Consider the following 23,526-nt stretch of genomic DNA (forward strand, 5'->3'; position numbering starts at 1 on the left):
TTTATCCCAGGGCTGAGTGAGAGGGCAGGCGGCCGTCGACCATCACCAGCGGTCGACCGCGTACCTGTTCCAGGCTGGCGTCGACGCCGTAGACGTCGCGCAGCAGTTGTGGGTTGATCACCTCCAGGGCCGGCCCCGCGGCGGCCAGGCGGCCATGGTGCAGCACCACCACCTGCTGGCTGAAACCCAGGGCCAGGTTGATATCGTGGACCACCACCAGGGTGATCAACTGGCGCTCGCGGGTGGCCCGGGTGATGGCTTCCACTACCTGGCACTGGTGGTACAGGTCCAGGGCGCTGGTGGGTTCGTCCAGCAGCAGCACCCGGGGCTGGCGCACCAGGGCCTGGGCCAGGCCCACCAGTTGGCGCTGGCCACCGGAGAGGGCGTCGATCGGGCGGTCGGCCAGGGCGGTGAGGTCCAGGTCCTGCAGCACTTGTTCGACCCCGTGCAACACCGCCGCGCTGGGCCGGCCAGGGGCGAAACCGCCAGTGCGATGCCCGGCCATGGCAGCGCTGAGCACTGCTTCGAAGGCGCACAGGCGGGTACGTTCCGGCAGGCTCTGGGGCAGGTAGACGATGTGCTGCGCCCGTTCCACCTGGGGCAGGCGGTTGAGGTCGACGCCGTCCAGCAGTACCTGGCCCGAGGTCTTGTGCAACCCGGCGATGCCCCGCAGCAGGGTCGACTTGCCCGCCGCGTTGGGGCCGATCAGCGCGGTCACGCTGCCCCCGGCCAGGGGCGGCAGGGCCACGTCGCACAGCACCTGGCGGTTGCCGTAGTGCATGTTCAGGCCGGCGGTGCACAGGCCGGCGTTGGAGGACACAGGCGGCTTCACAGGACACCTCGACGGTTGCGCATGACGATGGCCATGAAGAAGGGAATGCCCACCAGGGCGGTGACGATACCCACCGGAATCAGCACCCCGGGGATCAGCGCCTTGCTGGCGATGGAGGCCATGGACAGGATCAGCCCGCCGCTGAGCACGCTGGCCGGCAGGAACAGCCGATGGTCTTCGCCCACCAGCAGGCGGGCGATGTGCGGGGCGATCAGGCCGATAAAGCCGATGGTGCCGACAAAGGACACCGCCAGGGCCGACAGCAGGCTGATGCGCAGCAGCGACAGCAGGCGCAGGCGACCAACGTCGATGCCGAAGCTGCGGGCCCGTTCCTCGCCCAGGGTCAGGGCGGTCAGGGCCCAGCTCTGGCGCAGGGAGAAGGGCAGGCACAGCAACAGCGCCAGGGCCAGTACCGCGAGCTTTTCCCAGGAGGCCCGGGCCAGGCTGCCCAGGGTCCAGAACACCAGTTGCTGCAGGCTGTCCTGGGTGGCGACAAATTGCAGCAGCGCCACCAGGGCGTTGAAGGCGAACACCAGGGCGATGCCGAACAGCACCAGGCTTTCCACGCCGAAGCCGCGCCAGCGTGCCAGCAGGTACAGCAAGGCCACCGAGGCCAGGGCGAAGAGGAAGGCGTTGGCCGAGATCAGGTACTGCGCCGGCACCCCGGGAAGGCCCAGGCCGAGGACGATGGCCAGGGCTGCACCAAACGCCGCGGCGGCGGATACACCGAGGGTGAAGGGGCTGGCCAGGGGGTTATCGAGCACGGTCTGCATTTCCGCGCCGGCCAGGGCCAGGGCGGCCCCCACCAGCACCGCCATCAGGGCGTAGGGCAGGCGCACGTTCCACACGATCACCGCTTCCACCCGGGGCATCGAGCCCGGGTCCCAGAGCACCTGCAGCAGGCGCGACAGGCTCATCCCCGAAGGCCCGGTGGTGATGTCCAGGGCCAGGGACAGCAGCAGGGCCAGGGCCAGCCCGCCCAACAGCAGCACCCGGCGGCCATGGCGCCTTTGGTAGTGCCCTGAGGCAACGCGCTCCTGCACGTCGGTAGCAGCCTGGGTCATGGCGCCAGACTCGTGGCAAACACGCCGCTGGCGGGAATCGGCATGAAGCGCTGGTACAGCTCGCGGCGGGTCTGGTCCGGGTCCAGGTCCTTGAACAGTTCAGGGTGCAGCCACTTGGCCAGGGCCTGGACCGCGATCAGGTGCTCCGGCGAGTCGTAGAAAATGTGCCACAGGCCGTGCACATTGCCCTCGCGCACCGCCCGCAACTCGTTCAGCGGTGGGCGCTGGGCGGCCTGGCGCAGGCTGTCCCGAGCCTGTTGCAGGGTGGCGGAGTAACCCAGGGTCACGCCGCCCTGGCCGGCGGCAAAGACCCCGGTGGCCACGTAAACGTCCGGGTCGCTGGAGAGAATGTACTCCACGTTGAGCACACCAATGGGCCCGGGTATGCGCCCGTCGGCAATGTTGCGCCCGCCCGCCAGCTTGATCATCTCGCCGAAGTTGCCGGTGCCTGGCGAGCCGCAGCAGTCCTGCAGCCCGGCGAGCATGTCGATGAAGATCTTCGGCTGCTTGACGGTACCGGCCTTGGCCAGGGTCTGGGTGACCTTGGCCAGGGACTGCTGATAGAAGGCAATGAATTCCTCGGCCCGCTGCTCACGGCCCAGGGCCTGGCCCAGCAGGCGCATGCTGGGCACGGTGTTGCTCAGGGGATGGTCGCTGAAGTCGACGAAGATCACCGCCACCCCGGCGGCCTCCAGCTGTTTCACCGCCTCGCTGTCGGGGCCGGGCCCATGGCCGCCGCTCAGGGCCATGATCGCCAGGTCCGGGTGCACCGCCAGGGCCTTTTCGACGCTGAAGGTCTCGGCCGAGGTGCCGCCCACCAGCGGCACCTTGTCGGCCTGGGGGAAGACCTTGTGATAGGCCTCGTAGCCCTGCACGTCGAGGCCGCGAAAGTCCCCTTGCCAACCGGCGAGACGGGCGAACGGGTTCTGGCCTTCGAGCAGCGACAGGGAATAGATCATCCGGCCTTCACCCAGGAGGATGTGCTCGACCTTCTCCGGCACCTGGACCTGGCGTCCGGCCAGATCGGTGAGGGTCGCGGCGCTGGCCGTGGCGGCCCATAGCAGGCCCAGGGGCAACAGGCCGAGCAAGAGCCCGCGCTGGGCGCGGCGCAAGAAATCACGGTGTGTCATGGCTAGTTTCCTTGAACGATTGGACGGCCTGGCGGGCAGCGCGCTTGCGCCACCACAGCAGCAGGCCGGTGAGGTACAGAAGGGGTAACGAAATGCCGCAGAGAAAAGCCAGCCAGGCGCCGGGGGGGCCCAGCAGCAAGTGGCCATGGGCCGCGGAAAACAGCGGCTTGATCGCCATCGGCTGGGCGCCGGGCCAGGTGAAGAGGTCGGGGCGCGCCAGCCAGGCACCGCTGCCGGCAATCAGCAGCAGCGGCAGGCACAGCCAGGCCGCCGCCACGTTGTGCCATTCCCGCAGGCGCCGGTTGCCCCGGCTGCCGGGACGCAGGCTGGCGGCCTTCCACCAGCTGCGCCGGCCCGGCCACCACAGGTACAGGCCACTGCCCAGGGAGCCCAGCAGCGCCAGGCCACAGAGCAGCACCAGGTTCGACCCCCAGGCTGGCGGCAGCAGCAGGCTGCGGTGCAGCGCCACCAGCTTGGCCAGCCACAGGTCCTCGAAGACGAAGAAGCCCCGGGGTTCGCCGCTATAAGGATCGATCATGGCGATGCCGGTGCCGGGACGCTCCTTGAGGGCCCCGAAGACGATCACATTGTCCGATTCGAGAAAGCCTTGGCGCGGTGGGGCTGCGCCGAAGACCTTGTGCAGTTGCGGGTAGGCGTCGGAGGCGGCCCTGATCCAGGCGTCCTGTTGCAGCAGCGTGCCATGCTCGCCAGGGGCCAGTTGCAGCATCTGCGCACCGACCTCCCAGCGCAGGATCGGCCCCTTGAGCTCCAGCAGCGAACCACTGAGGCCCAGCAGCGCGAGGAACAGCCCCAGGCACAGGGCCAGCCAGCGGTGCAGCCTGAGCCAGATATCACGCATGGACAGCATCGGCGGCTTACCAGCGATAGCGCAGGCTGGCGATGACACTGCGGTCATAACCGGCGCTGCAATTGGTCAGTGAGCAGCCTTCGTAATAGTGCTTGTCGGTGAGGTTGGTGGCATTCACCGCCAGGCGCAGGCCCTTGGCCGCCGGGATCAGCTTGTCGAAGTCGTAGTGCACCGCCGCGTCCAGCAAGGTGTAGGAGGGCACGCGCTGGGTGTTGGCGGCATCGGCCTCGGTGGAGCCGATGTAACGCACCCCGGCGCCGAAGCCCAGGCCGCTGAGGGGGCCTTCGGGCAAGGTGTAGTCGGCCCACAGCGAGGCCATTTTTTCCGGGGTGTCGGTGGGGCGTTTGCCCTTCTCCAGCGGGTTGTTGCTCTTGCTCACCTCGGCGTCGTTGTAGGTCAGCGCCGCCAGCAGGTCCAGGCCCCGGGCCAGGCTGGCCTTGCCTTCGAGCTCGATGCCGCGCACGTTGATCTCGCCGGTCTGGATCTTGTTCAGGCGTTCGGCCGGGTCGGTGGTCAGGACGTTTTCCTGGGTCAGGTCGAACAGCGACAGGGTGATGTAGCTGTCGATGCCCGGCGGCTGGTACTTGACCCCCACTTCCGATTGCTTGGCGCTGGTGGGCTTGTACGGCGTGCCGTAGAAGTTGGTGCCCAGCACCGGGTCGAAGGACGTGGAGTAGCTGATGTAGGGCGCCAGGCCGTTGTCCGCCAGGTACACCAGCCCGGTGCGGTAGGTGAACTTTTCGTCGTCCTGCTTGCTGCCGCTGTCGTTCATGCGGTTATCGGTACGGGCGCTGGAGCGGTCCTGGCGTCCGCCGACGGTGAGCACCCAATGCTCATCGAAGGTGAACTGCTGCTGGGCGTAGACCCCGACCTGATCGGCGCGCTGCACGGTGTTGGTGAAGGGGGTGCTGGGGTCGAACACGCCGCCGTGCACCGGGTTATAGATGTCGATGGGCGAAGCCGAGCCGCCGCGCAGGTAGTAGTCCTCGCGGGTGCGCCGGTAGTCGATCCCCAAAAGCGACACCATTTGCGTGCTGCCCAGGTTCCAGCGGGCCTGGGCATTGTTGTCCAGGGAGTAGGTGTCGCCGACGATGCGAAAGCGATAGGCAGCGCGGTTCAGGGTGCGCAGGTCCGGAGCCAGGGACATGCCGCTGGCGGTGTTGGTCAGCAGGTTGACGTGGCCGTAGCGGGCGCTGGAATTGAGGCTCCAGACGTCATTCAGGCGGTGCTCCAGCAGGTAGCCCAGGGAGTACTGGGTGCGGTCGTTGTCCAGCCCCGGTTCATCGAGGAAGACGTTGTGCCTGACCTTGCCATTGGGGTTGCCAAGCAGGGTGCCCTGGGCCGGCAGGAACACCCGCGGCGCGCCGAACGTGTCCTGGGTGTAGTCGGCCAGGAAGGTCAGGCTGGTGTCGTCGTTGGGCTTCCAGGTGAAGGAGGGCGCGAAGTACTGTTTGTCGTCCTTGATGTGATCGAACTGGGTGCCGCTGTCGCGCTCCAGGCCCACCAGGCGATAGAGGAATTGCCCTTCATCATCCAGCGGCCCGCTGAAGTCGAACTGGCCCTGGGCTCGGTCGAAGCTGCCCCCCTGGATCTGCACTTCATGGAAGGGCTTGTCCAGCGGGCGCTTGCTGATCTGGTTGACCACGCCCCCCGGCGAGTTCTGCCCGAACAGCACCGAGGCCGGGCCCTTGAGCACATCGATGCGCTCCAGGCCATAGGCTTCGACCTTGGGCCAGGCCTGGGCGGTATTGCCCTTGAGGCCATCGCGGAGCATGCCGGTGGTGACGTCGAAACCGCGGATCGAGAGGGTGTCGAAGCGCTGGCTGGCGGCGGTGGTATTGGCCTGGACCCCGGCGGTGTAGCGCAGCGCCTCGTTCACCGACTGCACCTGCTGGGCATCCATCTGGTCACGGGTGATCACGGAGATCGACTGGGGAATTTCGCTCAGGCTGGCATCGGTCTTGGTTCCGCTGAGGCTGCGCTTGGCCACGTAACCGGCCTGCGGCCCGGTGGCGGAGTCGGGCTGGGTGGCGCTGATCACGCTGGTGTCCAGGGTCAGGGCGTGGTCCTGGTCGGTATCGCCATCGGCGGCCAGTGCGGCGCCGGCCTGGGTCAGCGAGAGGCCCAGGGCCAGGCCGTGGATCAGGCACGCCAGTGGGTTGCGGCCCAGAGCCGGACGCGAGACCACACAATTGACGGGACAACCTGAGGTGTTTCGGTGCGCAACGCGGCTACCCATGCTTCACTCCGTGATGGGGATTAAATGAGAATGCAAACGTATCTCATTTGTGAGCTTGGGTTGCGGGCTAAAACTTTGGCTTGAGCGACCATTTCTTTCGTTTGCGGTACGGCGCGGGGAGGGCGCCCGGATCACCAGGCGCAGCTTTGGATGGAGCAGGCTCGAGCAGGAGCGGGCTCAACGCAAGGACTTGGGCGACACCCCGAAGCGCTTGCGAAAGGCCGTGGAGAAATGCGCCGGGCTGTAGCCGACCCGATAAGCCGCGCTGGAGACATTGGTCTCGCCACTGGCCAGCAAGCGATAGGCTTCGCCCAGGCGCTGCTCCTGCAGGTAGGCATAGACGCTGGTGCCAAACACCTGACGGAAACCGGCGGTGAGCTTGCGCGGGTTCAGGCCCACCTGGCGCGACAGCTCCGACAGCGAAGGCGAATCCTGCAATGAGTTGAGCAGCAGGTCACGGGCGGCATGGATGCGCTCGATGTCCGCCGAGCTGCACGGGCTGTCCTGCAGTGGCCTGGATTCGGCCTGGGCGAGAATCCCCTCGACCCCCAGGGCGGTGAGTTCCAGGGCCTTGCCACCCAGGTAGAAGGAGCGGGTCGGGCCCTGCAGCGGGCAGGTGAAGATCTGTTGCGCCAGGGCCAGCAGCGGTTTGCTCGCCGGCTGGCAGAACAGCATCGGGCCGCCGCCGCGCTGATCGAGCAGGCGCTCGGGTTCCAGGCCGACATTGCGGATCGAGGGGAAGTCCAGCTGCACCGTGGTGTAGCGCACCGGCACGCCGCTGGCGAACAGGTGGTCGCCGCAGTGCTCGCCCTGGTTGGCCACGGCGCACAGGGTCGGTCCGCGGATCTCCACTTCGGGCTGGCCTTCGACCCGGCAATTGAGCTGGCCGCTGAGCACCAGGATGATTTTCAGGCCTTCCCAGAGCGGCTCCTGCATCCACATCTGGCTGTCCATCAGTACGGTCCCGGTAGAGAGGGTGACCTCCGGGACTACAGCGGCCGACCCGGTGTGCTGCGGGTTGGGAAAGTGCAGGGTGGAATCCCTTTTGACAGGCTGCGGCGCAGCGTTGGGGCTGAGCATGGCGAACTCCCTGTGGACCTGAAAAGAGGCCATACGCTAGCAGGAAATTGCCTTTCTGTAATTAAGAATGATTATCCTTTAGCCTTCGAGCACCGTCCTGCCGCGCTCTTTCCGGGGCGCGCCGCGCAATCAAAAGAAAAAGCCGCGCAAACGAATGTCCTGCCGATTGCCGGGTCCGGCAAATTGCCTATTAATAATCACTCTCATTTCCAGGCACGGCAGCCTCCCATGGACGACCCCTTGCTCGACAGCGCCGCAGGACCGCCGGCAACTCTTCATTCCCGCCAACCCTGACGGCGGATTCCCAGCTCATTCCAGGGGCCTGATCTTTCAGGTCCAGGGCCGCTTTTTGCGTAAAAAACATCAGGAGACAGCATGTCCACTTTCGATGACCTCAAGGATTGCCCCTCTTGGCCCGAAGACTTCGCCCAGCGCTACCGCCAGGCCGGCTACTGGCGCGACGAAACCTTTGGCGACCTGCTGCGCAGCGCCGCCCAGGCCTTTGCCGAGCGTGAAGCACTGACCGAGGGCGAGCAGCACCTGAGCTACCGGCAACTGGACCTGCGGGTCGACCAACTGGCCGCCGGCTTATACCGGCTGGGTCTGCGGGCCGGCGACAACGTGGTGCTGCAACTGCCCAACAGTGCGGCCTTCGTCGAAGTCTGCTTTGCCCTTTACCGCCTCGGGGTGCGGCCGATCTTCGCGCTGCCGGCCCACCGGCACCTGGAAATCGGCCGCTTCTGCGAGTTCGCCCAGGCCCGGGCCTACTTCTGCGCCGACCGGGACGCCAGCTTCGACTATCGGGCCATGGCCCGCGACCTCAAGGACCGCAACCCGCAGCTGGAGTGGGTGGTAGTCGCCGGCGAGGCCGAGGAATTCACGGCCTTGCACAGCCTGTATGAGCCGGCGCCTGTGCGTACCTTCCAGTCCCCCAGCGCCGACGCGGTGGCCTGTTTCCAGCTCTCCGGCGGCTCCACCGGGGTGCCCAAGCTGATCCCACGCCGGCACCACGAATACCTCTACAACCTGCGGGCCAGTGCCGAGCGCTGTGGCCTGTCCGAGGCCAGCGTGTACCTGGTGGCGCTGCCCATGGCGCACAACTTTCCCATGTGCTGCCCAGGGTTCATCGGCACCTTTTCGGTGGGCGGGCGGGTGGTGCTGAGCCCCTCGCCGAGCCCGGAAGTCTGCTTCGAACTGATCGAGCGCCAGGGGGTGACCCACACCGCGCTGGTGCCGCCCCTGGCCCTGGTCTGGCTGGAAGCGGCCCAGGCCCGAGGGCGTGGCCTGGCGCCGTTGCAACTGCTGCAAGTGGGCGGCGCCAAACTCAGCTACGAGGCCGCAAGGCGCATCGAACCGGTGCTCGGCTGCCGCCTGCAGCAGGTGTTCGGCATGGCCGAGGGGCTGATCTGCTACACCGACCCCGAGGACCCGCCACAGCGGGTGCTGCACACCCAGGGCCGGCCGCTGTCGCCGGCGGACGAAATTCGTGTGGTGGACGAGCACGACCAGCCGGTGCCGGTGGGGCAGGTGGGGCAGTTGCTGACCCGCGGCCCCTACACCATCCGCGGTTACTACCGTTACCCCGAGCACAACGCCCAGGCCTTCACGGCCGATGGTTTCTACCGCACCGGCGACCGGGTCATGCTCACCGCAGACGGCTACCTGATGGTGGAAGGGCGCGACAAGGACCTGATCAACCGCGGGGGCGAAAAGATCGCTGCCGAAGAAGTGGAAAACCTGCTGCTCAGCCACCCGGCGGTGGCCGACATCGCCCTGGTGGCGATGCCTGATGCCTTCCTGGGCGAACGCACCTGCGCCTTCGTCATCCCCCGCGGCACCGCGCCCCGGGCCCCGGAACTGCTGCGTCACCTAAGGGCCCAGGGCCTGGCGGCGTTCAAGCTGCCGGACCGCTTCGAGTTCATCCCGGCCTTCCCCCAGACCGGGGTCGGCAAGGTCAGCCGCAAGCACCTGCGCGAGGCGATCCAGGCCCTGTACTTCGGCGCCCAGGCCGAACCCCTGGAGGGAAGTGGCGCCCGTGGCTGAACGACAAGGACTTTGCGACCTGTTGCACCCGGTGCGCGGGCGCCTGCTGGCGGCCATGCTGCTGCAGGCCCTGGCGGCGCTGGTGGGGCTGTTGCCGTTCATTGCCGTGGCCGAACTGGCGCCGCTGCTGCTGGCCGGCGAGCTGGATGCGCAGCGTGCGCAGTTCTGGCTGCTGGCCGGCGCCGCCGCCTTGCTCCTGCGCCTGCTGGGGCTGGCGGCGGCATTGCAGATCACCCACCTGGCCGACAGCGACCTGCAACGCCAACTGCGCCAGCGCATCGCCGCGCACCTGGCACGGGTGCCCCTGGCCTGGTTCGGCCAGCAGCGGGAGACCGCCGAACGGGCCTTGCTGGATGATGTCGGCGCCCTGCACCAGTTGGTGGCGCACCTGCCCAACAACCTGGTGGCGGCGCTGGTGGTGCCCCTGGCCAGCCTGGTCTACCTGCTCACGGTGAGCCTGCCCATGACCCTGGTGGTGCTGCTGCCGCCATTGCTGGCGCTGTGGCGCTTGCGGGTCATGCGCACCCCGGCCTATCAGGCCGAGCGCCAGCGCCTGGGGGCGGCCCTGGGCGACCTGTCCACCGCGACCCTGAACTTTGTGCAGAGCATCGCCATGGTCAAGTCGTTCGGCCGTGCCGAGCGGGTGCAGGCGGATTTCGTGAGCGCGGTGCGGGGTTTCGGGCGTTTTTTCTCCCAGTGGGTGGAGCGCTGGGCGGGCCTGGGGGCGAGTGTCGAGGTGCTGCTGTCGCCCTTGCTGGTGCTGGCCCTGGTGCTGGTGGCCGGGGTGGCGCTGACGGCGGCCGGCTGGCTGCACCCGGTGCAACTGTTGCCGTTCGCCCTGCTTGGCCCGGCCCTGGCGGCGCCGGTGGCGGCATTGGGGCATGGCGCCGATTCCCTGGTCCAGGGCCGGGCGGCGGCGCAGCGCATCAGCACCGTGCTGAGTACCCCGGTGCAGGCGCAGCCGGCATTTTCCCGGGAGCCCGAGGGGCATCAGGTGATCTTTGATGAAGTGGCTTTCAGCTACCCCGACGGCACCCAGGTGCTGCACGGCATCGACCTGTGCCTGCAACCGGGCACCCTGACCGCCCTGGTGGGGGATTCGGGCGCTGGCAAGTCGACCCTGGCCACCTTGCTGGCGCGCTTTGCCGACGTCAGCGGCGGGGCCATCCGCATCGGCGGCGTCGACCTGCGGGACATGGACAGCGCGACTCTCTATCGCCAGGTGGCCTTTGTCTTCCAGGACGTGCGCCTGCTGCGCAGCAGCGTTCTGGACAACCTGCGCCTGGGGCGTCCCGAGGCCACGCTGGCCGAGGTCGAGGAGGCGGCCCGGGCGGCGCAGATCCACAGTCGTATCACCGCCTTGCCCCAGGGTTATCACACCCAACTGGGCAGTGGCGTGCAGCTCTCCGGTGGTGAAGTGCAGCGCCTGGGCATTGCCCGGGCGATGCTCAGCCAGGCACCGATCCTGGTGCTGGACGAAGCCACCGCCGCCAGCGACCCGGAGTCCGAAGCGGTGATCCAGCAGGCGTTGTCGCGGCTGGCGGCGGGGCGCACGGTGCTGGTGATCGCCCATCGCCTGAGCAGTATCCAGGATGCCGACCAGATTGCCGTGCTGCAGGCCGGGCAACTGGTGGAATGCGGCCGGCACCCGGCCCTGCTGGAGCAGCAGGGGGTGTATGCCGGGCTGTGGGCGGCGCAGCAGTTCTGCGCCGTGGAAACGGCGGGGGAGCAGGCATGATTGGCGCACTGTTACGCAGTTTGCAGCCGGCCGAAGCCAGCCTGCTGCGCCGGGCCTTGCTGGCCATGGCCACCAGTGCCCTGGCCCAGGGCGCGGCGCTGGCCCTGTTGCCCATGGCCTTTGCCAGCCTGTTCGATGCCGCTGCCGGGCAGGCGCCGTGGCGATGGGCCGGGGCCTTTGCCGGTTTCGCGCTGCTGTGCCTGGGGTTGCGCCGGCATGCGCAGCTGGCGGGCTACCGCGCGGGCGCCGCGGCGGCCCAGTCGTTGAACCTGCGCATCGGCGAACAACTGGTGCGCCTGCCCCTGGAGTGGTTCGTCGAGCGCCGCAGCGCCGAGCTCAATCGGCTGGTGACCCACACCGTACTGCAGATCATGAGCACCCCGGCGCACCTGTTGCAGCCCATGGCCAACGCCTTGCTGACGCCCCTGGCGCTGCTTGTGGCGCTGTTCTTCTATGACCGCACCATGGCCCTGGCGGCCTTGGCCAGCGTGCCCCTGCTGCTGGTGTTCTACCACTGGGGCGTACGCTGGGGCGGCCAGGCCGAAAGCCGCAGTGAGGCGGCGGCCAACGAGGCGGCGGCGCGGGTCCTGGAGTTCCTGCGCCAGCAGCCGCTGCTGCGTGCCAGTGGCCGCACCGGCGAAGGCTTCAGCCTGCTCACCGAGGCCTTGCAGCAACAGCGCCGGGCCCAGCGTCGGGCCCACTGGCGGACCTTTCCGGCGGCCCTGGGGCTGGCGGTGGTGCTCCAGGCCGGCTACACCGCGATGCTGCTGTGCGGCCTGTATGCAGTGCTCGCTGGCAGCCTGGGAGTGGCCCAGTACCTGGCGCTGGCGGTGCTCGCCACCTGCCTGGTGGAGCCCATGGGCACCCTGGTCAACCTCGGCACGACCTTGCGCCAGACCCGCCATGGCCTGAACCGTTTGCGCCACTTGTTGCGCCTGCCGGCGCTGCCGGAGCCGAGCCAGCCCGAGGAACCCCGGGGGCATCAGGTGCAGGTGCGCGACCTGGGGCTGGTGCGCCAGGAGCAGGTGATCCTGCAGGGCATCAGCTTCGAGCTGGCGCCGGCCTCGCTGAACCTGCTGGTGGGCGCCTCCGGCTCCGGCAAGTCGAGCCTGCTGCGCCTGCTGGCGCGGTTCAGCGATGTCGATAGCGGCGCCATTTTGTTGGGTGGTGTCGACCTGCGCCAACTGTCCGCCGCGCAGCGCGATCGTTCCATCGCCCTGATGTTCCAGGGCTGTCCGCCGCTGGCTGCGAGCCTGCTGGACAACCTGCGCCTGGGCGGCCCCGAGGCCAGCGACAGCCAACTGATGGACGCCGCCCGCGCCACCGGCCTGGACCTTGTGGCCCAGCGCCTGCCCCAGGGCTGGCAGACCCGGGTCGGCGAGGGCGGCGTCAGCCTCTCCGGGGGCGAGCGCCAGTGCCTGGCCCTGGCCCGGGTGCTGCTCAAGGACGCCAGCCTGATCCTGCTGGACGAACCCACCGCGGCCCTCGATGCCATCAGCGAGGCCCGGGTCAACCGTTGCCTGCTGCAACTGGCGCGCAAGCACACGGTGCTGCTGGTGACTCACAAACCGACCCTGGCCCCCAGCGCCGGACAGATCCTCCTGCTGGACCAGGGCCACCTGGCCCAGCGCGGTACCCACGCCCAACTGATGGCGGCCCCGGGCCGTTATCGCGAGCTGTTCCACGAGCGCGAGGCGATCAATCGCTGGCGCCTGCGCCAACCCCCTTCCGTACCCCAAAGGAACGTCCACCATGACCGATAACCCAGCACTGGCACGCGCTCATCCAGCGGACGCCGGCCTGAGTCATTCACCCCAAGGACTCTGCGAAGGCATTGCCCGGCTGCTCGGCTACAGCGCCGAGGATCTTGAACCCCAGGCCTCCCTGATCGAGCAGGGGCTCGACTCGGTGAGCATCATGCGCCTGCCGGCGCTGCTGGCCGCCGAAGGCGTGGCCCTGAGCTTCGCCGAACTGATCCAGCAACCGACCCTGGACGCCTGGTGGGCGCTGATCGAGGCTCGCCGTGGCCTCGCGGCGCCGCGCCTGCAGGCTGTGGTCAGCGCTCCTGCCAACAGCGATTTCGCCCTGACCCCACTGCAACAGGCCTACTGGTTCGGCCGCGATCCGGGCATGCCCCTGGGCGGCGTCGGCTGCCACCTGTACCAGGAACTGGACGGCCATGGCCTGGAGCCCCAGCGCCTGGAGCAGGCCCTGCGCCGCCTGTGCCAGCGCCATCCGATGCTGCGGGCGTGCTTTATCAGCGACACCTGCCAGCGCATCCTGCCCCAGAGCCCCTGGCCCGGGCTGACCGTCCACGACCTGCGCCAGGCTTCCTGCGTCGGGGCTGCCGAGGCCCTGGAGCAGATCCGCGAAAACCTCTCGCACCGGTGCCTGGAGGTCAGCCGCGGGCAGGTATTCGATGTGCAGTTGAGCCTGCTGCCCGAAGGTCGCAGCCGCCTGCACCTGAACATCGACCTGCTGGTGGCTGACGTGCTCAGCATTGGCATCCTGCTGCGCGACCTGGCGCTGATCCATGCCGGCCAGGAGCGCAGCCTGCCGACCCTGGACTGGAACTTCGCCGACTACCTGCGGGCCGAACAGGCGGCGCGCGCGCCACTGCTGGCGGCGGCCCGGGACTATTGGCTGGAGCGCCTGGAAGAGCTGCCGGACGGCCCGCAACTGCCCCTGGCCCAGGAGCCGCAGAACGCCGGTACTGCGCGTTTTCGCCGCCTGGCCATGCGTCTGGACCAGGGCCAGTTGCAGGCCCTGGAGCAGCGCGCCCGGCAGCACGGGCTGACCCTGGCCAGCGTGCTGGCCTGCGCCTATGCCCAGGTGCTGGGGCGCTGGAGCGCCAGCCAGCATTTCCTGCTCAACGTGCCGCTGTTCAATCGCCAGGAACTGCACCCGTGCGTGCCTCATCTACTGGCGGACTTTTCCAACCTGGTGCTGCTGGAGGTCGACCAGCGCCAGCCCGCGCCCTTCAGCCAGCAGGCCCTGGCGTTGCAGGCTCAATTGCACCGCGACATCGCCCACAGCGCCTGGCCCGGGGTCGAGGTGCTGCGCGAGCGGGCGCGGCTGCGCCAGGGCGGTGGCCAGGGCGCGCCGGTGGTGTTCGCCTGCAACCTGGGCCCGGCCTTTGTCGACGCCACCTGCCGCGAGCAACTGGGCGAACCGGGCTGGGCGCTGTCGCAGACGCCCCAGGTCTGGCTCGACCACCAGAGCTACCCGCTGGCCGACGGCCTGCTGCTGAACTGGGACGCGGTGGACGCGCTGTTCCCCGAAGGCCTGCTGGACGAGATGTTCGACGCCTACCGCGCCTTGCTGTTGTGGCTATGCGCCAACGACTGGCAGCAGGTGGCGCCCTTGCCGCTGCCGGCGGCGCAACAGCAGCGCCGCCAGCAGGTCAATGCCACCGCACACGCGACCCCGGCGCAGCTGTTGCACCAGGGCTTTTTCCAGCAGGCGCGCCTGAACCCCGAGGCCGTGGCGCTGATCTGCGAGCAGGGCAGCCTGAGCTACGCCGAGCTCGCCCGGCAGGCCCTGCAACTGGCCGGGGCCTTGGGCGAGTGGGGCGTGCAGCCGGGTGACGCGGTGGCGATCACCTTGCCCAAGGGCCGCGACCAGGTGGTCGCGGTGCTGGGGACCCTTGCCGCCGGGGCGGTCTATGTGCCGGTGGGCATCGAGCAGCCGCCGGCGCGCCGCGACATGATCTACCAGCGCGCCGGGGCGCGGGTGGTGATCACCGATCAGGCCCACCGCGAGGGCGGTATCTGGCTCGCCGAACTGCGGGTGGTGACCCTGGCCCAGGCGCTTGTCGCACCGGCGCTGGGGCAATCCCTGGAGATGGCGGCGGATGCCCTGGCCTACGTGATCTTCACCTCGGGCACCACCGGCGAACCCAAGGGCGTGGAACTGTCCCACCAGGCGGCGATGAACACCATCACCGCCATCAACCGGCGCTACCAGGTGAGCGCCGAGGATCGGGTGCTGGGGGTCTCGGCCCTGGATTTCGACCTGTCGGTGTACGACCTGTTCGGCCTGCTGAGTGTCGGCGGCGCCCTGGTACTGCCGGCGGACGAGCTGCGCAAGGAGCCCCGGGAATGGCTGCGGCTGATCCGCGAGCAGCGAGTGAGTGTGTGGAACTCGGTGCCGGCGCTGCTGGACATGCTGACCCTGCAAGTGCGCGACGACGGCGGCCTGGGAGCCTTGCGCCTGGCTATGGTCTCCGGTGACTGGGTCGGCCTCGACCTGCCACGGCGCCTGGAGCGGGCGGCGGGCCACCGCGTGCCGTTCGTGGCCCTGGGCGGCGCCACCGAGGCGGCGATCTGGTCCAACTACCAGGACGTGGCGCAGGTGCCCGGGCACTGGCGTTCGATCCCCTACGGGCGGCCCCTGGACAACCAGTGCTTCCGGGTGGTGGACAGCCAGGGCCGGGACTGCCCGGACTGGGTGCCCGGCGAGCTGTGGATCGGCGGTGCCGGGGTGGCCGCCGGCTATCGCGGCCTGCCGACCCTCAGCGCCCAGCGCTTTGTCGAGCACGAGGGCCGGCGCTGGTATCGCACCGGCGACCAGGGCCGCTACTGGGCCGACGCCAGCCTGGAGTTTCTCGGGCGCCTGGACCATCAGGTCAAGGTCCGCGGCTTTCGCATCGAGCTGGCAGAAATCGACGTGGCCCTGGAGCGCCACCCGGCCATCGACCGCGCGCTGAGCCTGGTGCTGCCCGGCAGCGAAGCGCAGCTGGCGGCGGTGCTGCTGGCCCGGGAGCCGCTGCCCGAACCCCAGGCCCTGCGCCAGTGGCTGGGGCAATGGCTGCCCGAACACATGCTCCCGGACCTCTGGCTGAGCCTGCCGGAACTGCCCCTGAGCACTAACGGCAAGGTCGATCGCGCGGCTTTGCTGTGGCTGCTGCAGGAGCAGCGCCGGGGCATCCAGCCGCAGAGTGCCGAGCCGCCGCAAGGGGAATGGGAAGAGGCCGTGGCCGCGCTCTGGCAGGAGCTGCTGGAGGTGCCGCAGGTGGGCCGGCACCAGGGCTTTTTTGCCCTGGGCGGCAACAGCCTACTGGCGGCCCGGTTGATCGAACGCATCGCCCGGCAGTTCCAGCTGGAACTGTCGCTCAAGGATTTTTTCAACGCGGCCACCGTGGCCCTGCAGGGGCAGTTGCTTGCCTCGCGCCGGGAACAGCGGCCCGTCAATCAGAACGCAATGGTGGAGGGCGTGTTATGACGCTGCAGCAACTGCAACAGGATCTGCAACAACTGGGTGTGGAACTCTGGGAAGAACAGGGTCGCTTGCGCTATCGGGCCCCGGCCGGGGTCATGGACGAGGCGCGCCTGCAACAGCTGCGCGAACACAAGGAGGCGCTGCTGCAACAGCTGCAAGCGGCGCAGATGCCGACCCTGGAGGCCGACCATTCGTCCCGGGAAGAACCCTTCCCGCTGACCGACGTGCAGGCCGCCTACCTGCTGGGCCGCACCACGGCTTTCAGCTACGGCGGCGTGGCCTGCCACGGCTACCTGGAGTTCGCCCAGAAGGACCTGGACCCGGTGCGCCTGGAGCAGGCCTGGAACCAGTTGATCGCGCGTCACGAGATGCTGCGGGCCGTGGTCCTGGAGGAGGGCTACCAGCGCATCCTGCCCCAGGTGCCGCATTACTCCATCGCCCGCCACGACCTGAGCCGGGACGACGGCAGCGCCTTGCAGGCCTTGCGCGAGCGCATGGAACTGCGCCGTGCACCGCCCCAGCAATGGCCGCTGATCGAGCTGTGCGTGAGCCTGGGTCGCGACACCTCGCGCTTGCACCTGTCAGTGGACCTCTTGGTGTGCGACTACCAGAGCGTGCGCATGCTGCTGGCCGAACTGCAGCAGCTGTACCGCGGCGAGAGCCTGCCGGCGCCGGCGCAGATCAGCTTTCGCGACTATGTGCTGGGTGAGCGCCGCCTGCGCGAGCAGCCGCGCTACCAGCGTGATCGCGACTACTGGTGGGCGCGGGTCGACAGCCTGCCGGGTGCGCCGGAACTGCCTTTGCTGGGGCCGCCCAGCGGGCCGCGCTTCCAGCGCCGGGCCATGGGCCTGGAGGCCCGGGACTGCAATGCCTTGCGCCTGAACGCGGCGGCGGCCGGGGTCGGTGTGTCGGCGGCAATCCTCTCGGCCTATGCCGAAACCCTGGGCCGCTGGAGCCGGCGCGGGCACTTCTGCCTGAGCCTGACCCTGCTCAATCGCCTGTCCCTGCACCCCCAGGTGGATCGCCTGGTGGGGGACTTCAGCTCGGTGGAACTGCTGGAAGTGCAGACCCTGCAAGGCGGCAGCTTCGGCCAGCGCAGCCAGCAGCTGCAGGAGCGCCTGTGGCAGGACATGGACCATCGCCTGTGTTCGGGCATCGAAGTGCTGCGCGAGCTGGCGCGGCGCAAGGGCCAGGACGCGGCGCTGATGCCCTACGCCTTCACCAGCACCCTGGGGGCCGGCGGCGAGAGCGGCGGCGGGGCCTTCATGCCCGGTGCCGAGCTGGTGTTCGGCATTAGCCAGACACCCCAGGTGCTGATCGACTGCCAGGTCAGCGAGCGTGACGACGGCTTGGCGATCAACTGGGACATCCGCGAAGGGGTGTTCAGCGAGACCCTGCTGGATGCGCTGTTCGACACCTTCGAACGCTTGCTCAAGCGCCTGGCCCGGGAGCCCTCGGCCTGGACCCTGGATGACTGCCTGGAGTTGCCGGCGGCCCAGCGCCTGCAGCGCGAGCTGGTGAACCAGACTGCCGCGCCTTTGCCCTCCGGCCTGCTGCATGAGCCGTTCTGGCGCCAGGCCGCGGCTGCTCCCGAGCGTGTGGCGCTGATCCAGGGCGCCGCGCAACTGAGCTACGGCGAACTGGCCGGGCGCGCCGAAGCCGTGGCCGAAGCCTTGCTCGACGCCGGCTGCCAGCCTGGAGAGCGGGTCGCGGTGTGCATGGACAAGGGCCTGGAACAGGTGATCGCGGTGCTCGGCATCCTGCGGGCCGGGGCCGCCTACCTGCCCCTGGACACCAACCAGCCCGAGGCCCGGCGCCAGTTGATCCTGGACAACGCCGAGGTCGCCCGGGTGCTCAGCCAGTCCTGGCTGAGCGACAGCCTGTGCTGGCCGGCGCGGGTGACCCAGGTGATCGCGGTGGACCAGGGCCCGCGGGCGGCACAACGGGCGTTGCCGAGCCTGGACATCGACCCGCAGCAACTGGCCTACGTGATTTACACCTCGGGCTCCACCGGGGTGCCCAAGGGCGTGATGATCAACCATCAGGCGGCCCTCAATACCATCGTCGACATCAACCAGCGCTTTGCCATCGAGGCCCAAGACCGGGTACTGGCCCTGGCCAGCCTGGGCTTCGATCTGTCGGTGTACGACATCTTCGGCCTGCTGGCCGTGGGCGGCGCCCTGGTGCTGCCGGACCCGCAACGCCGCGCCGACCCTTCGCATTGGGCCGAGTGCGTCCGGGAACACGGGGTGACCCTGTGGAACTCGGTGCCGGCGCAATTGCAGATGCTCACCCACTACCTGCAGGCCGTGCCATCCATGGCCCCCGGTTCCCTGCGCCTGGCGCTGCTGTCTGGAGACTGGATCCCCCTGAACCTGCCGGCGGAGGCCGCCCAGCTACTGCCCGGGCTGCGGCTGATCAGCCTCGGCGGCGCCACCGAAGCGGCGATCTGGTCGATCTACTATCCGATTACCCAGGTCAACCCCCAGTGGCGCAGCATTCCCTACGGCATGCCCCTGGCCAATCAGCGCTTCATGGTGCTCGACGAGCAGGGCCGGGATCGCCCGCAAGGGGTGGCCGGCGAGCTGTACATCGCCGGTAGCGGTCTGGCCCTGGGTTACCTGGGGGATGCCGAGAAAACCGCCGAGCGCTTTGTCGACCATCCGCGCAGCGGCGAGCGCCTGTACCGCACCGGCGACCTGGGGCGCTACCTGGACGACGGCCTGATCGAGTTCCTCGGCCGCGAAGATTTCCAGGTCAAGGTCCGTGGCCACCGCATTGAACTGGCGGAGGTGGAAAGCGCGCTGCTCAGCCATCCCCATGTGGAGTCCGCGGTGGTGGTGGCAGCGGGCGAGGGTGCCTTCGAGCGGCACTTGCAAGCCTGCCTGCGGGCCAGCCTGCGGGACACGCCGATCGCCTGGCCGGCGCAGTTGCAGGCGCGCACCCAGGCGGCGGCCGAAGCCGTGCGCGGCGGCTTGAGCGATGCCCTGGTGAGCGAGATGTCGGCCTGTGTCGAGCGCGCCGCACTGCTGTCCATGGGCCTGGCCCTGCAACGCCCCGGCTTGTTCGAGAGCGCCGGGCAGAGCCATGCCCTGGACGAGATTGTCGAGGCTTGTGAGGTGGCGCCGCGCAACCAGCGCTTGATCCGCCGTTGGCTGCAAGCCCTGGCCCGGGAAGGCCTGGTGCACCGGGACCTGCACACCGGGCGTTATTCGGGCCTGCAGGTGTCGGCCGAGGAATACCGCCAGCAATGGCAGCGCATCGATGCCCTGGAACCGTCCGTGGGCTGGGGCGGCGAAGTGCTGCGCTACCTGCGCGAAAGCCAGGAGCAACTGCCGGCGCTGATGAGCGACCAACTCGACCCGCTGCACCTGCTGTTTCCCCAGGGCCGCACCGACACCGCCGAAGGCGCCTACCGCAAGAACCTGATCAGCCAGTACCTGAACCAGGCGGTGTGCGCCGCGGTGCAGGAGATCATCCGCCAGCGTCCGGCCGGCCAGCGCCTGCGCCTGCTGGAAATCGGCGCTGGGGTCGGCGGTACCAGCGCCGACCTGATCCCGGCCCTGGACGGGCTGGCGGTGGACTACCAGTTCACCGACCTGTCGCAGTTCTTCCTCAACGAGGCCCGGGAACATTTCGCCGCTTACCCCTGGGTCAGCTACGGGCTGTTCGACCTCAACCAGGACCATTGGGCCCAGGGCGTGGCCGCCAACTCCCTGGACGTGATCCTCTGCGCCAACGTGCTGCACAACTCGCGGCACGCCAGCCGGGTGCTGGCGCGGCTGCGGGAGATGCTGGCCCCGGGCGGCTGGCTGATCTTCATCGAGGCCACTCGCGACACCTACCAGATCATGGCGTCCATGGAGTTCAAGGAGGGCCTCACCGCCTTCGAGGATTTCCGGGCCGAACTGGATACCACCTTCATCCGCCGCGAGCAGTGGCAGCAGTTGCTGCTGGAGGCCGGAGGCGAGACCCCGCTGTGCCTGCCCGGGGCCGATGACGCCATGTCGCAGATCGGCCAGCACCTGTTCATCACCCGCTTCAAGAGCGAGCGCCAGGCCCTGGAGCCCGAGCAGATGCGGGCCCATCTGGCCCGGCACCTGCCGGAGTACATGATCCCGAGCCACTGGCAGATCCTCGATGAAATGCCCCTGACCGCCAACGGCAAGGTCGACCGCCAGGCACTGGCGCGGATCGGCGTGGCCGGCCCCGAGCAGCAGGCCAGCAGCGGCGCGGCGCCCGTGGATGAGCTGGAACGCAGCATTGCCGAGGTCTGGCAGACCCTGTTGCGGGTGCCGGCGGTGGGCCGTGACCAGGGCTTCTTCGAGCTTGGCGGCGACTCGCTGCTGGTGGCCCAGGTGGTGGGCCGCCTGCGTGAAGCCTTGCCCCAGGCCCGGCAGTTGCCCTGGAGTGACCTGCTGCGCCAGTTGATCAACCAGCCCACGGTGGCGGCCCTGGCCGATTACCTGCGAGGCCAGGGCGTGGAGGGCGATTCGCCGCTGGTGCGCATCAGCGACAAGGCCCAGGGCCCGACGCGGATCTTCGTCCACGACGGCAGCGGCACCCTGGCGCCGTACCGAGCCCTGTTTGCCGCCCTGGGGGAAGAAGCGCCCCTGGAAGGGCTGGTGCTCAACGATGTGCCGGCCTACCTGGCCCTGGAGCCGGCCACGGCGATCCGCCAGTTGGCCGAGCGTTATGCCGACACTCTGCAGGCCGAAGGCCGGCGCCAGGTGAGCATCGTCGGCTACTGCCTGGGCGGGCTGCTGGCCACCGAGCTGGCGGCGTGCCTGGCGGCGCGCTCCATCGAGGTGCTGCAACTGAGCGTGATCAGCAGCTACCGGGTGCCGTTCATGATCGAGGACGACCTCTTGGCCGAGTACGTGTTCGCCCGGGTGATGCAGGCCGATCCGCTGGCCCTGGGTTACCCCGAGGATGAACAGGCCATGGAACGCACCATCGCCCGGGTGCTGGCGCAGACTCCGGGGCGCGTGCCCCAGGGTTCGCTGCTGGCCTTGAGCGAGGATGCCCAGTGCGCCCCGGCCCTGGCCTGCCTGCGGCGTCTGGCACACAAGACCCCGGAGCAGCGCCTGCAGGCCATTGCCGAGGCCATGCGCCACGCCGGTTCGCAACTGAGCGACCTGCACTGGCTGCGCGAGCAGTTGCAGGTATTGCGCCACAGCCTGGCCGCGGTAGCCCTGCACGAGGCCACGCCGTACCAGGGCGACATGCTGTTCATTCGCCAGAGCGGCGAGGTGCAGGTGCTGCCCGGCATGCACCGCGACATGAGCGCCTACTGGCAGGCCCTGTGCCTGGGTGAGCTGCGGGTAGTGGATGTGCCCGGGGATCATTTCAGTTGCATGCAGCAGCCCCAGGTGCAAGCCGTGGCCCAGGCCTTCGATGCACCCACCGAGGTGGCGGCATGAGGGCAGGGGTGATGGGGCTGGTCGGCGCTTACGGCAGCGTCGGCCGTCAGGTCGCGCAGTTGCTGGCCGGTAAGGTGGCACTGCGCCTGGGTGGGCGTGATCCGCGGCAGGCCGAGCAACTGAACCAGCAGTTGGGGGCGCGCGCCGAGGTGCGCGCCCTGGACCTGTGGGAGCCACAGAGCCTGGCGGACTTCTGCGCTGGTTGTTCGCTGGTGATCAACTGCGCCGGGCCCAGCTACCGGATTCTCGATCGGGTGGCCCGGGCCGCCCTGACCGCAGGCGCCGACTACCTGGATGTGGGGGGCGACGATCCACTCCATGAGCGGCTGGTGGGACAGCTGCCGGCGGGGCACCGGGTGCTGTTGTCGGCGGGCATGCTGCCGGGGCTCTCGGGGCTGTTTCCGCAACTGCTGGCGCAGTCCTTCCAGCGGGTCGATGCCTTGCGCTGCTATGCCGGTGGGCTGGGGCGCTTGTCCGCCACGGCTGCCGAGGATTTCCTGCTGAGCCTGGGCAACGGCTTCGGCCAGGCCCAGTGCGGCTGGTGCGAAGGGCAGGTGGTGCGCAGCACGGCAAGTGCCGAACAGGCATTGCAACGCGACTGGCTGCCACCGGCCGGGGTGCAGGCCTATCCGTACCTGAGCACCGAGCAGCAGCGCCTGTTCGGTGATGTGCCGGTGCGCCACGGTCAGGGTTTCAACCTGTTCGAGGGCGGCCAACTGGCGGCGGCCCTGCAACGTATCCAGGGCTCGGCGCCAGAGGCGCGGAGCAGCGCGCAGAACATCGCTGCGCTGGTGCAGGCCAGCGCCCTGGATGTGGCCGGGCGCCGGCCCTATCAACTGCTGGCGGTGGAAATCGACGGCCTGCGCGAGGGCCGCCAGCAGCAGGCCAGCGCCTGGCTGCGGGCCAGCGACGGCTCGCGCCTGACCGGCAGCGTCGCAGCCTTCTGTGCATTGCAGTGGGCGCATCTGCCTGAGGGGCTGCACTACGCCGCCCAGGTGCTGGACGCGACGGCCTGCCTGGAACAACTGCTGCGCTGGCTGCCGGATACCCGGGTGCGCCTGCCCGACTTCGCCGCTGTGGCGCTGGCCGAGCCAGAGGAGGGCGTGCTGTGAGAAAGGTTCCCAGTGCCTGGCTGCGTCGTTATCCGCAGCCGCAACCGCCGCGCTGCCGCCTGGTGTGCCTGCCCCATGCCGGTGGCAGCGCGAGCTTTTTCAACGACTGGCGTGGCCAGTTGCCGGCGGATGTCGAGCTGGTCAGCGTGCAGTACCCGGGGCGCGAAGAGCGCCTGAGCGAAAGCTGGCCCGGCAGCCTGGAGTGGATGGCGGGCACTATTACCCGGGCCCTGTCGGACCTGGTGGACCGGCCCCTGGTGCTGTTCGGCCACAGCATGGGCGCGGCCCTGGCCTATGAGGTGGCGGCGCGCATGCAGCAGCAGGGCTCGGCGCCACAACGGTTGATCGTGTCCGCGCACCCCGCGCCCCATCGCCAGCGCAGCGGCGAACTGCACCTGGGCCCGGACGAGGACCTGCTGGCGGATGTGCGACGCCTGTCGGACGGTGCGTCGTCGCCCCTGGATGACCCGGCGCTGCGCGACCTGTACCTGCCGGCGTTGCGCAACGACTACCGGCTGATCGAGTGCTACCGCGGTGCGCCCGGCCGCGCCCTGGACCTGCCCCTGAGCGTGTGCCTGGGGGCCCGGGACACCGAGGTGGACCAGGACGAAGCCTATGCCTGGGCCGAGGTCAGCGCCCAGGTCACCGACTTCCAGGCCTTCCCCGGCGGGCACTTCTACCTGCGCGAGCAACAGGCCGAACTGCTGCGCCACCTGACCCGGCTGCTGGCCGGCCATGGAGAGCAGCCGTGGCAGTGCTGGCCTTCGACCCCATGAA

At 69.0% G+C, this 23,526-nt stretch carries 14 protein-coding genes; 8 read left to right on the forward strand and 6 right to left on the reverse strand.

Annotated elements, in window-relative coordinates; all coding sequences use genetic code 11:
* Nucleotide 1 precedes the first annotated feature (1 nt).
* The 6 genes from BM382_RS00975 to BM382_RS01000 form a co-directional block, all read right to left on the reverse strand.
* The gene (locus tag BM382_RS00975; RefSeq protein WP_011061782.1) at nt 2-820 is read right to left on the reverse strand and encodes an ABC transporter ATP-binding protein; all 819 of its coding nucleotides are present in this window, start codon (nt 818-820) and stop codon (nt 2-4) included.
* A gap of 8 nt (nt 821-828) precedes the next feature.
* Nucleotides 829-1,896, reverse strand: coding sequence for a FecCD family ABC transporter permease (locus BM382_RS00980; RefSeq protein WP_053159148.1), 1,068 nt, complete (start codon nt 1,894-1,896; stop codon nt 829-831).
* Nucleotides 1,893-3,026 carry an ABC transporter substrate-binding protein gene (locus BM382_RS00985; RefSeq protein WP_072441456.1) on the reverse strand — a complete coding sequence of 378 codons (1,134 nt, stop codon included), beginning with the start codon at nt 3,024-3,026 and terminating at the stop codon, nt 1,893-1,895. Before BM382_RS00985 ends, BM382_RS00980 begins: the two co-directional genes overlap by 4 nt.
* Nucleotides 3,013-3,894: a PepSY-associated TM helix domain-containing protein gene (locus BM382_RS00990; protein WP_019094502.1), complete on the reverse strand. Its 882-nt coding sequence runs from the start codon at nt 3,892-3,894 to the stop codon at nt 3,013-3,015. Before BM382_RS00990 ends, BM382_RS00985 begins: the two co-directional genes overlap by 14 nt.
* Before the next feature lie 7 nt (nt 3,895-3,901).
* On the reverse strand, nt 3,902-6,133 hold the full coding sequence (locus BM382_RS00995) for a TonB-dependent siderophore receptor (RefSeq protein WP_072441459.1): 2,232 nt from the start codon (nt 6,131-6,133) through the stop codon (nt 3,902-3,904).
* A 177-nt stretch (nt 6,134-6,310) separates the two neighbouring features.
* Nucleotides 6,311-7,213 (reverse strand): AraC family transcriptional regulator, encoded by a 903-nt coding sequence (locus BM382_RS01000; protein WP_011061777.1) that lies wholly within the window; start codon nt 7,211-7,213, stop codon nt 6,311-6,313.
* Between the two features lie 12 nt (nt 7,214-7,225).
* On the opposite strand from BM382_RS01000, the gene BM382_RS31420 reads away from it, so the two are divergent.
* The 8 genes from BM382_RS31420 (at nt 7,226) to BM382_RS01035 (ending at nt 23,525) form a co-directional block, all read left to right on the forward strand.
* Entirely contained in the window at nt 7,226-7,507 is a 282-nt protein-coding gene (locus BM382_RS31420) for a hypothetical protein (protein WP_139187198.1), read from the forward strand.
* Nucleotides 7,508-7,588: 81 nt separating this feature from the next.
* A complete protein-coding gene (locus BM382_RS01005) occupies nt 7,589-9,256 on the forward strand; it encodes a (2,3-dihydroxybenzoyl)adenylate synthase (protein ID WP_072441462.1) in 1,668 nt (555 codons plus the stop codon).
* Nucleotides 9,249-10,994, forward strand: coding sequence for an ABC transporter ATP-binding protein (locus BM382_RS01010; RefSeq protein ID WP_170866294.1), 1,746 nt, complete (start codon nt 9,249-9,251; stop codon nt 10,992-10,994). The genes BM382_RS01005 and BM382_RS01010 overlap by 8 nt, the downstream gene beginning before the upstream one ends.
* Nucleotides 10,991-12,757 (forward strand): ABC transporter ATP-binding protein, encoded by a 1,767-nt coding sequence (locus BM382_RS01015; protein ID WP_072441467.1) that lies wholly within the window; start codon nt 10,991-10,993, stop codon nt 12,755-12,757. Before BM382_RS01010 ends, BM382_RS01015 begins: the two co-directional genes overlap by 4 nt.
* On the forward strand, nt 12,747-16,217 hold the full coding sequence (locus BM382_RS01020) for a non-ribosomal peptide synthetase (RefSeq protein WP_072441470.1): 3,471 nt from the start codon (nt 12,747-12,749) through the stop codon (nt 16,215-16,217). The genes BM382_RS01015 and BM382_RS01020 overlap by 11 nt, the downstream gene beginning before the upstream one ends.
* Nucleotides 16,214-21,637, forward strand: coding sequence for a non-ribosomal peptide synthetase (locus BM382_RS01025; RefSeq protein ID WP_072441473.1), 5,424 nt, complete (start codon nt 16,214-16,216; stop codon nt 21,635-21,637). The genes BM382_RS01020 and BM382_RS01025 overlap by 4 nt, the downstream gene beginning before the upstream one ends.
* On the forward strand, nt 21,634-22,749 hold the full coding sequence (locus tag BM382_RS01030) for a saccharopine dehydrogenase NADP-binding domain-containing protein (protein WP_239690380.1): 1,116 nt from the start codon (nt 21,634-21,636) through the stop codon (nt 22,747-22,749). The genes BM382_RS01025 and BM382_RS01030 overlap by 4 nt, the downstream gene beginning before the upstream one ends.
* Complete coding sequence (locus BM382_RS01035) at nt 22,746-23,525, forward strand: thioesterase II family protein (protein WP_065364252.1); 780 nt, start codon at nt 22,746-22,748, stop codon at nt 23,523-23,525. The genes BM382_RS01030 and BM382_RS01035 overlap by 4 nt, the downstream gene beginning before the upstream one ends.
* Nucleotide 23,526: the final 1 nt, after the last annotated feature.

It is taken from the genome of Pseudomonas sp. NFPP25 (assembly GCF_900116505.1).
GTDB classification, from domain to species: Bacteria; Pseudomonadota; Gammaproteobacteria; order Pseudomonadales; family Pseudomonadaceae; genus Aquipseudomonas; species Aquipseudomonas protegens.

Coding starts and splice junctions, on each gene's coding strand:
- BM382_RS00980 (WP_053159148.1), bottom strand. CDS start 1,896: ATGACCCAGGCTGCTACCGACGTGCAGGAGCGCGTTGCCTCAGGGCAC.
- BM382_RS00985 (WP_072441456.1), bottom strand. CDS start 3,026: ATGACACACCGTGATTTCTTGCGCCGCGCCCAGCGCGGGCTCTTGCTC.
- BM382_RS00990 (WP_019094502.1), bottom strand. CDS start 3,894: ATGCTGTCCATGCGTGATATCTGGCTCAGGCTGCACCGCTGGCTGGCC.
- BM382_RS00995 (WP_072441459.1), bottom strand. CDS start 6,133: ATGGGTAGCCGCGTTGCGCACCGAAACACCTCAGGTTGTCCCGTCAAT.
- BM382_RS01000 (WP_011061777.1), bottom strand. CDS start 7,213: ATGCTCAGCCCCAACGCTGCGCCGCAGCCTGTCAAAAGGGATTCCACC.
- BM382_RS01005 (WP_072441462.1), top strand. CDS start 7,589: ATGTCCACTTTCGATGACCTCAAGGATTGCCCCTCTTGGCCCGAAGAC.
- BM382_RS01015 (WP_072441467.1), top strand. CDS start 10,991: ATGATTGGCGCACTGTTACGCAGTTTGCAGCCGGCCGAAGCCAGCCTG.
- BM382_RS01020 (WP_072441470.1), top strand. CDS start 12,747: ATGACCGATAACCCAGCACTGGCACGCGCTCATCCAGCGGACGCCGGC.
- BM382_RS01025 (WP_072441473.1), top strand. CDS start 16,214: ATGACGCTGCAGCAACTGCAACAGGATCTGCAACAACTGGGTGTGGAA.
- BM382_RS01030 (WP_239690380.1), top strand. CDS start 21,634: ATGAGGGCAGGGGTGATGGGGCTGGTCGGCGCTTACGGCAGCGTCGGC.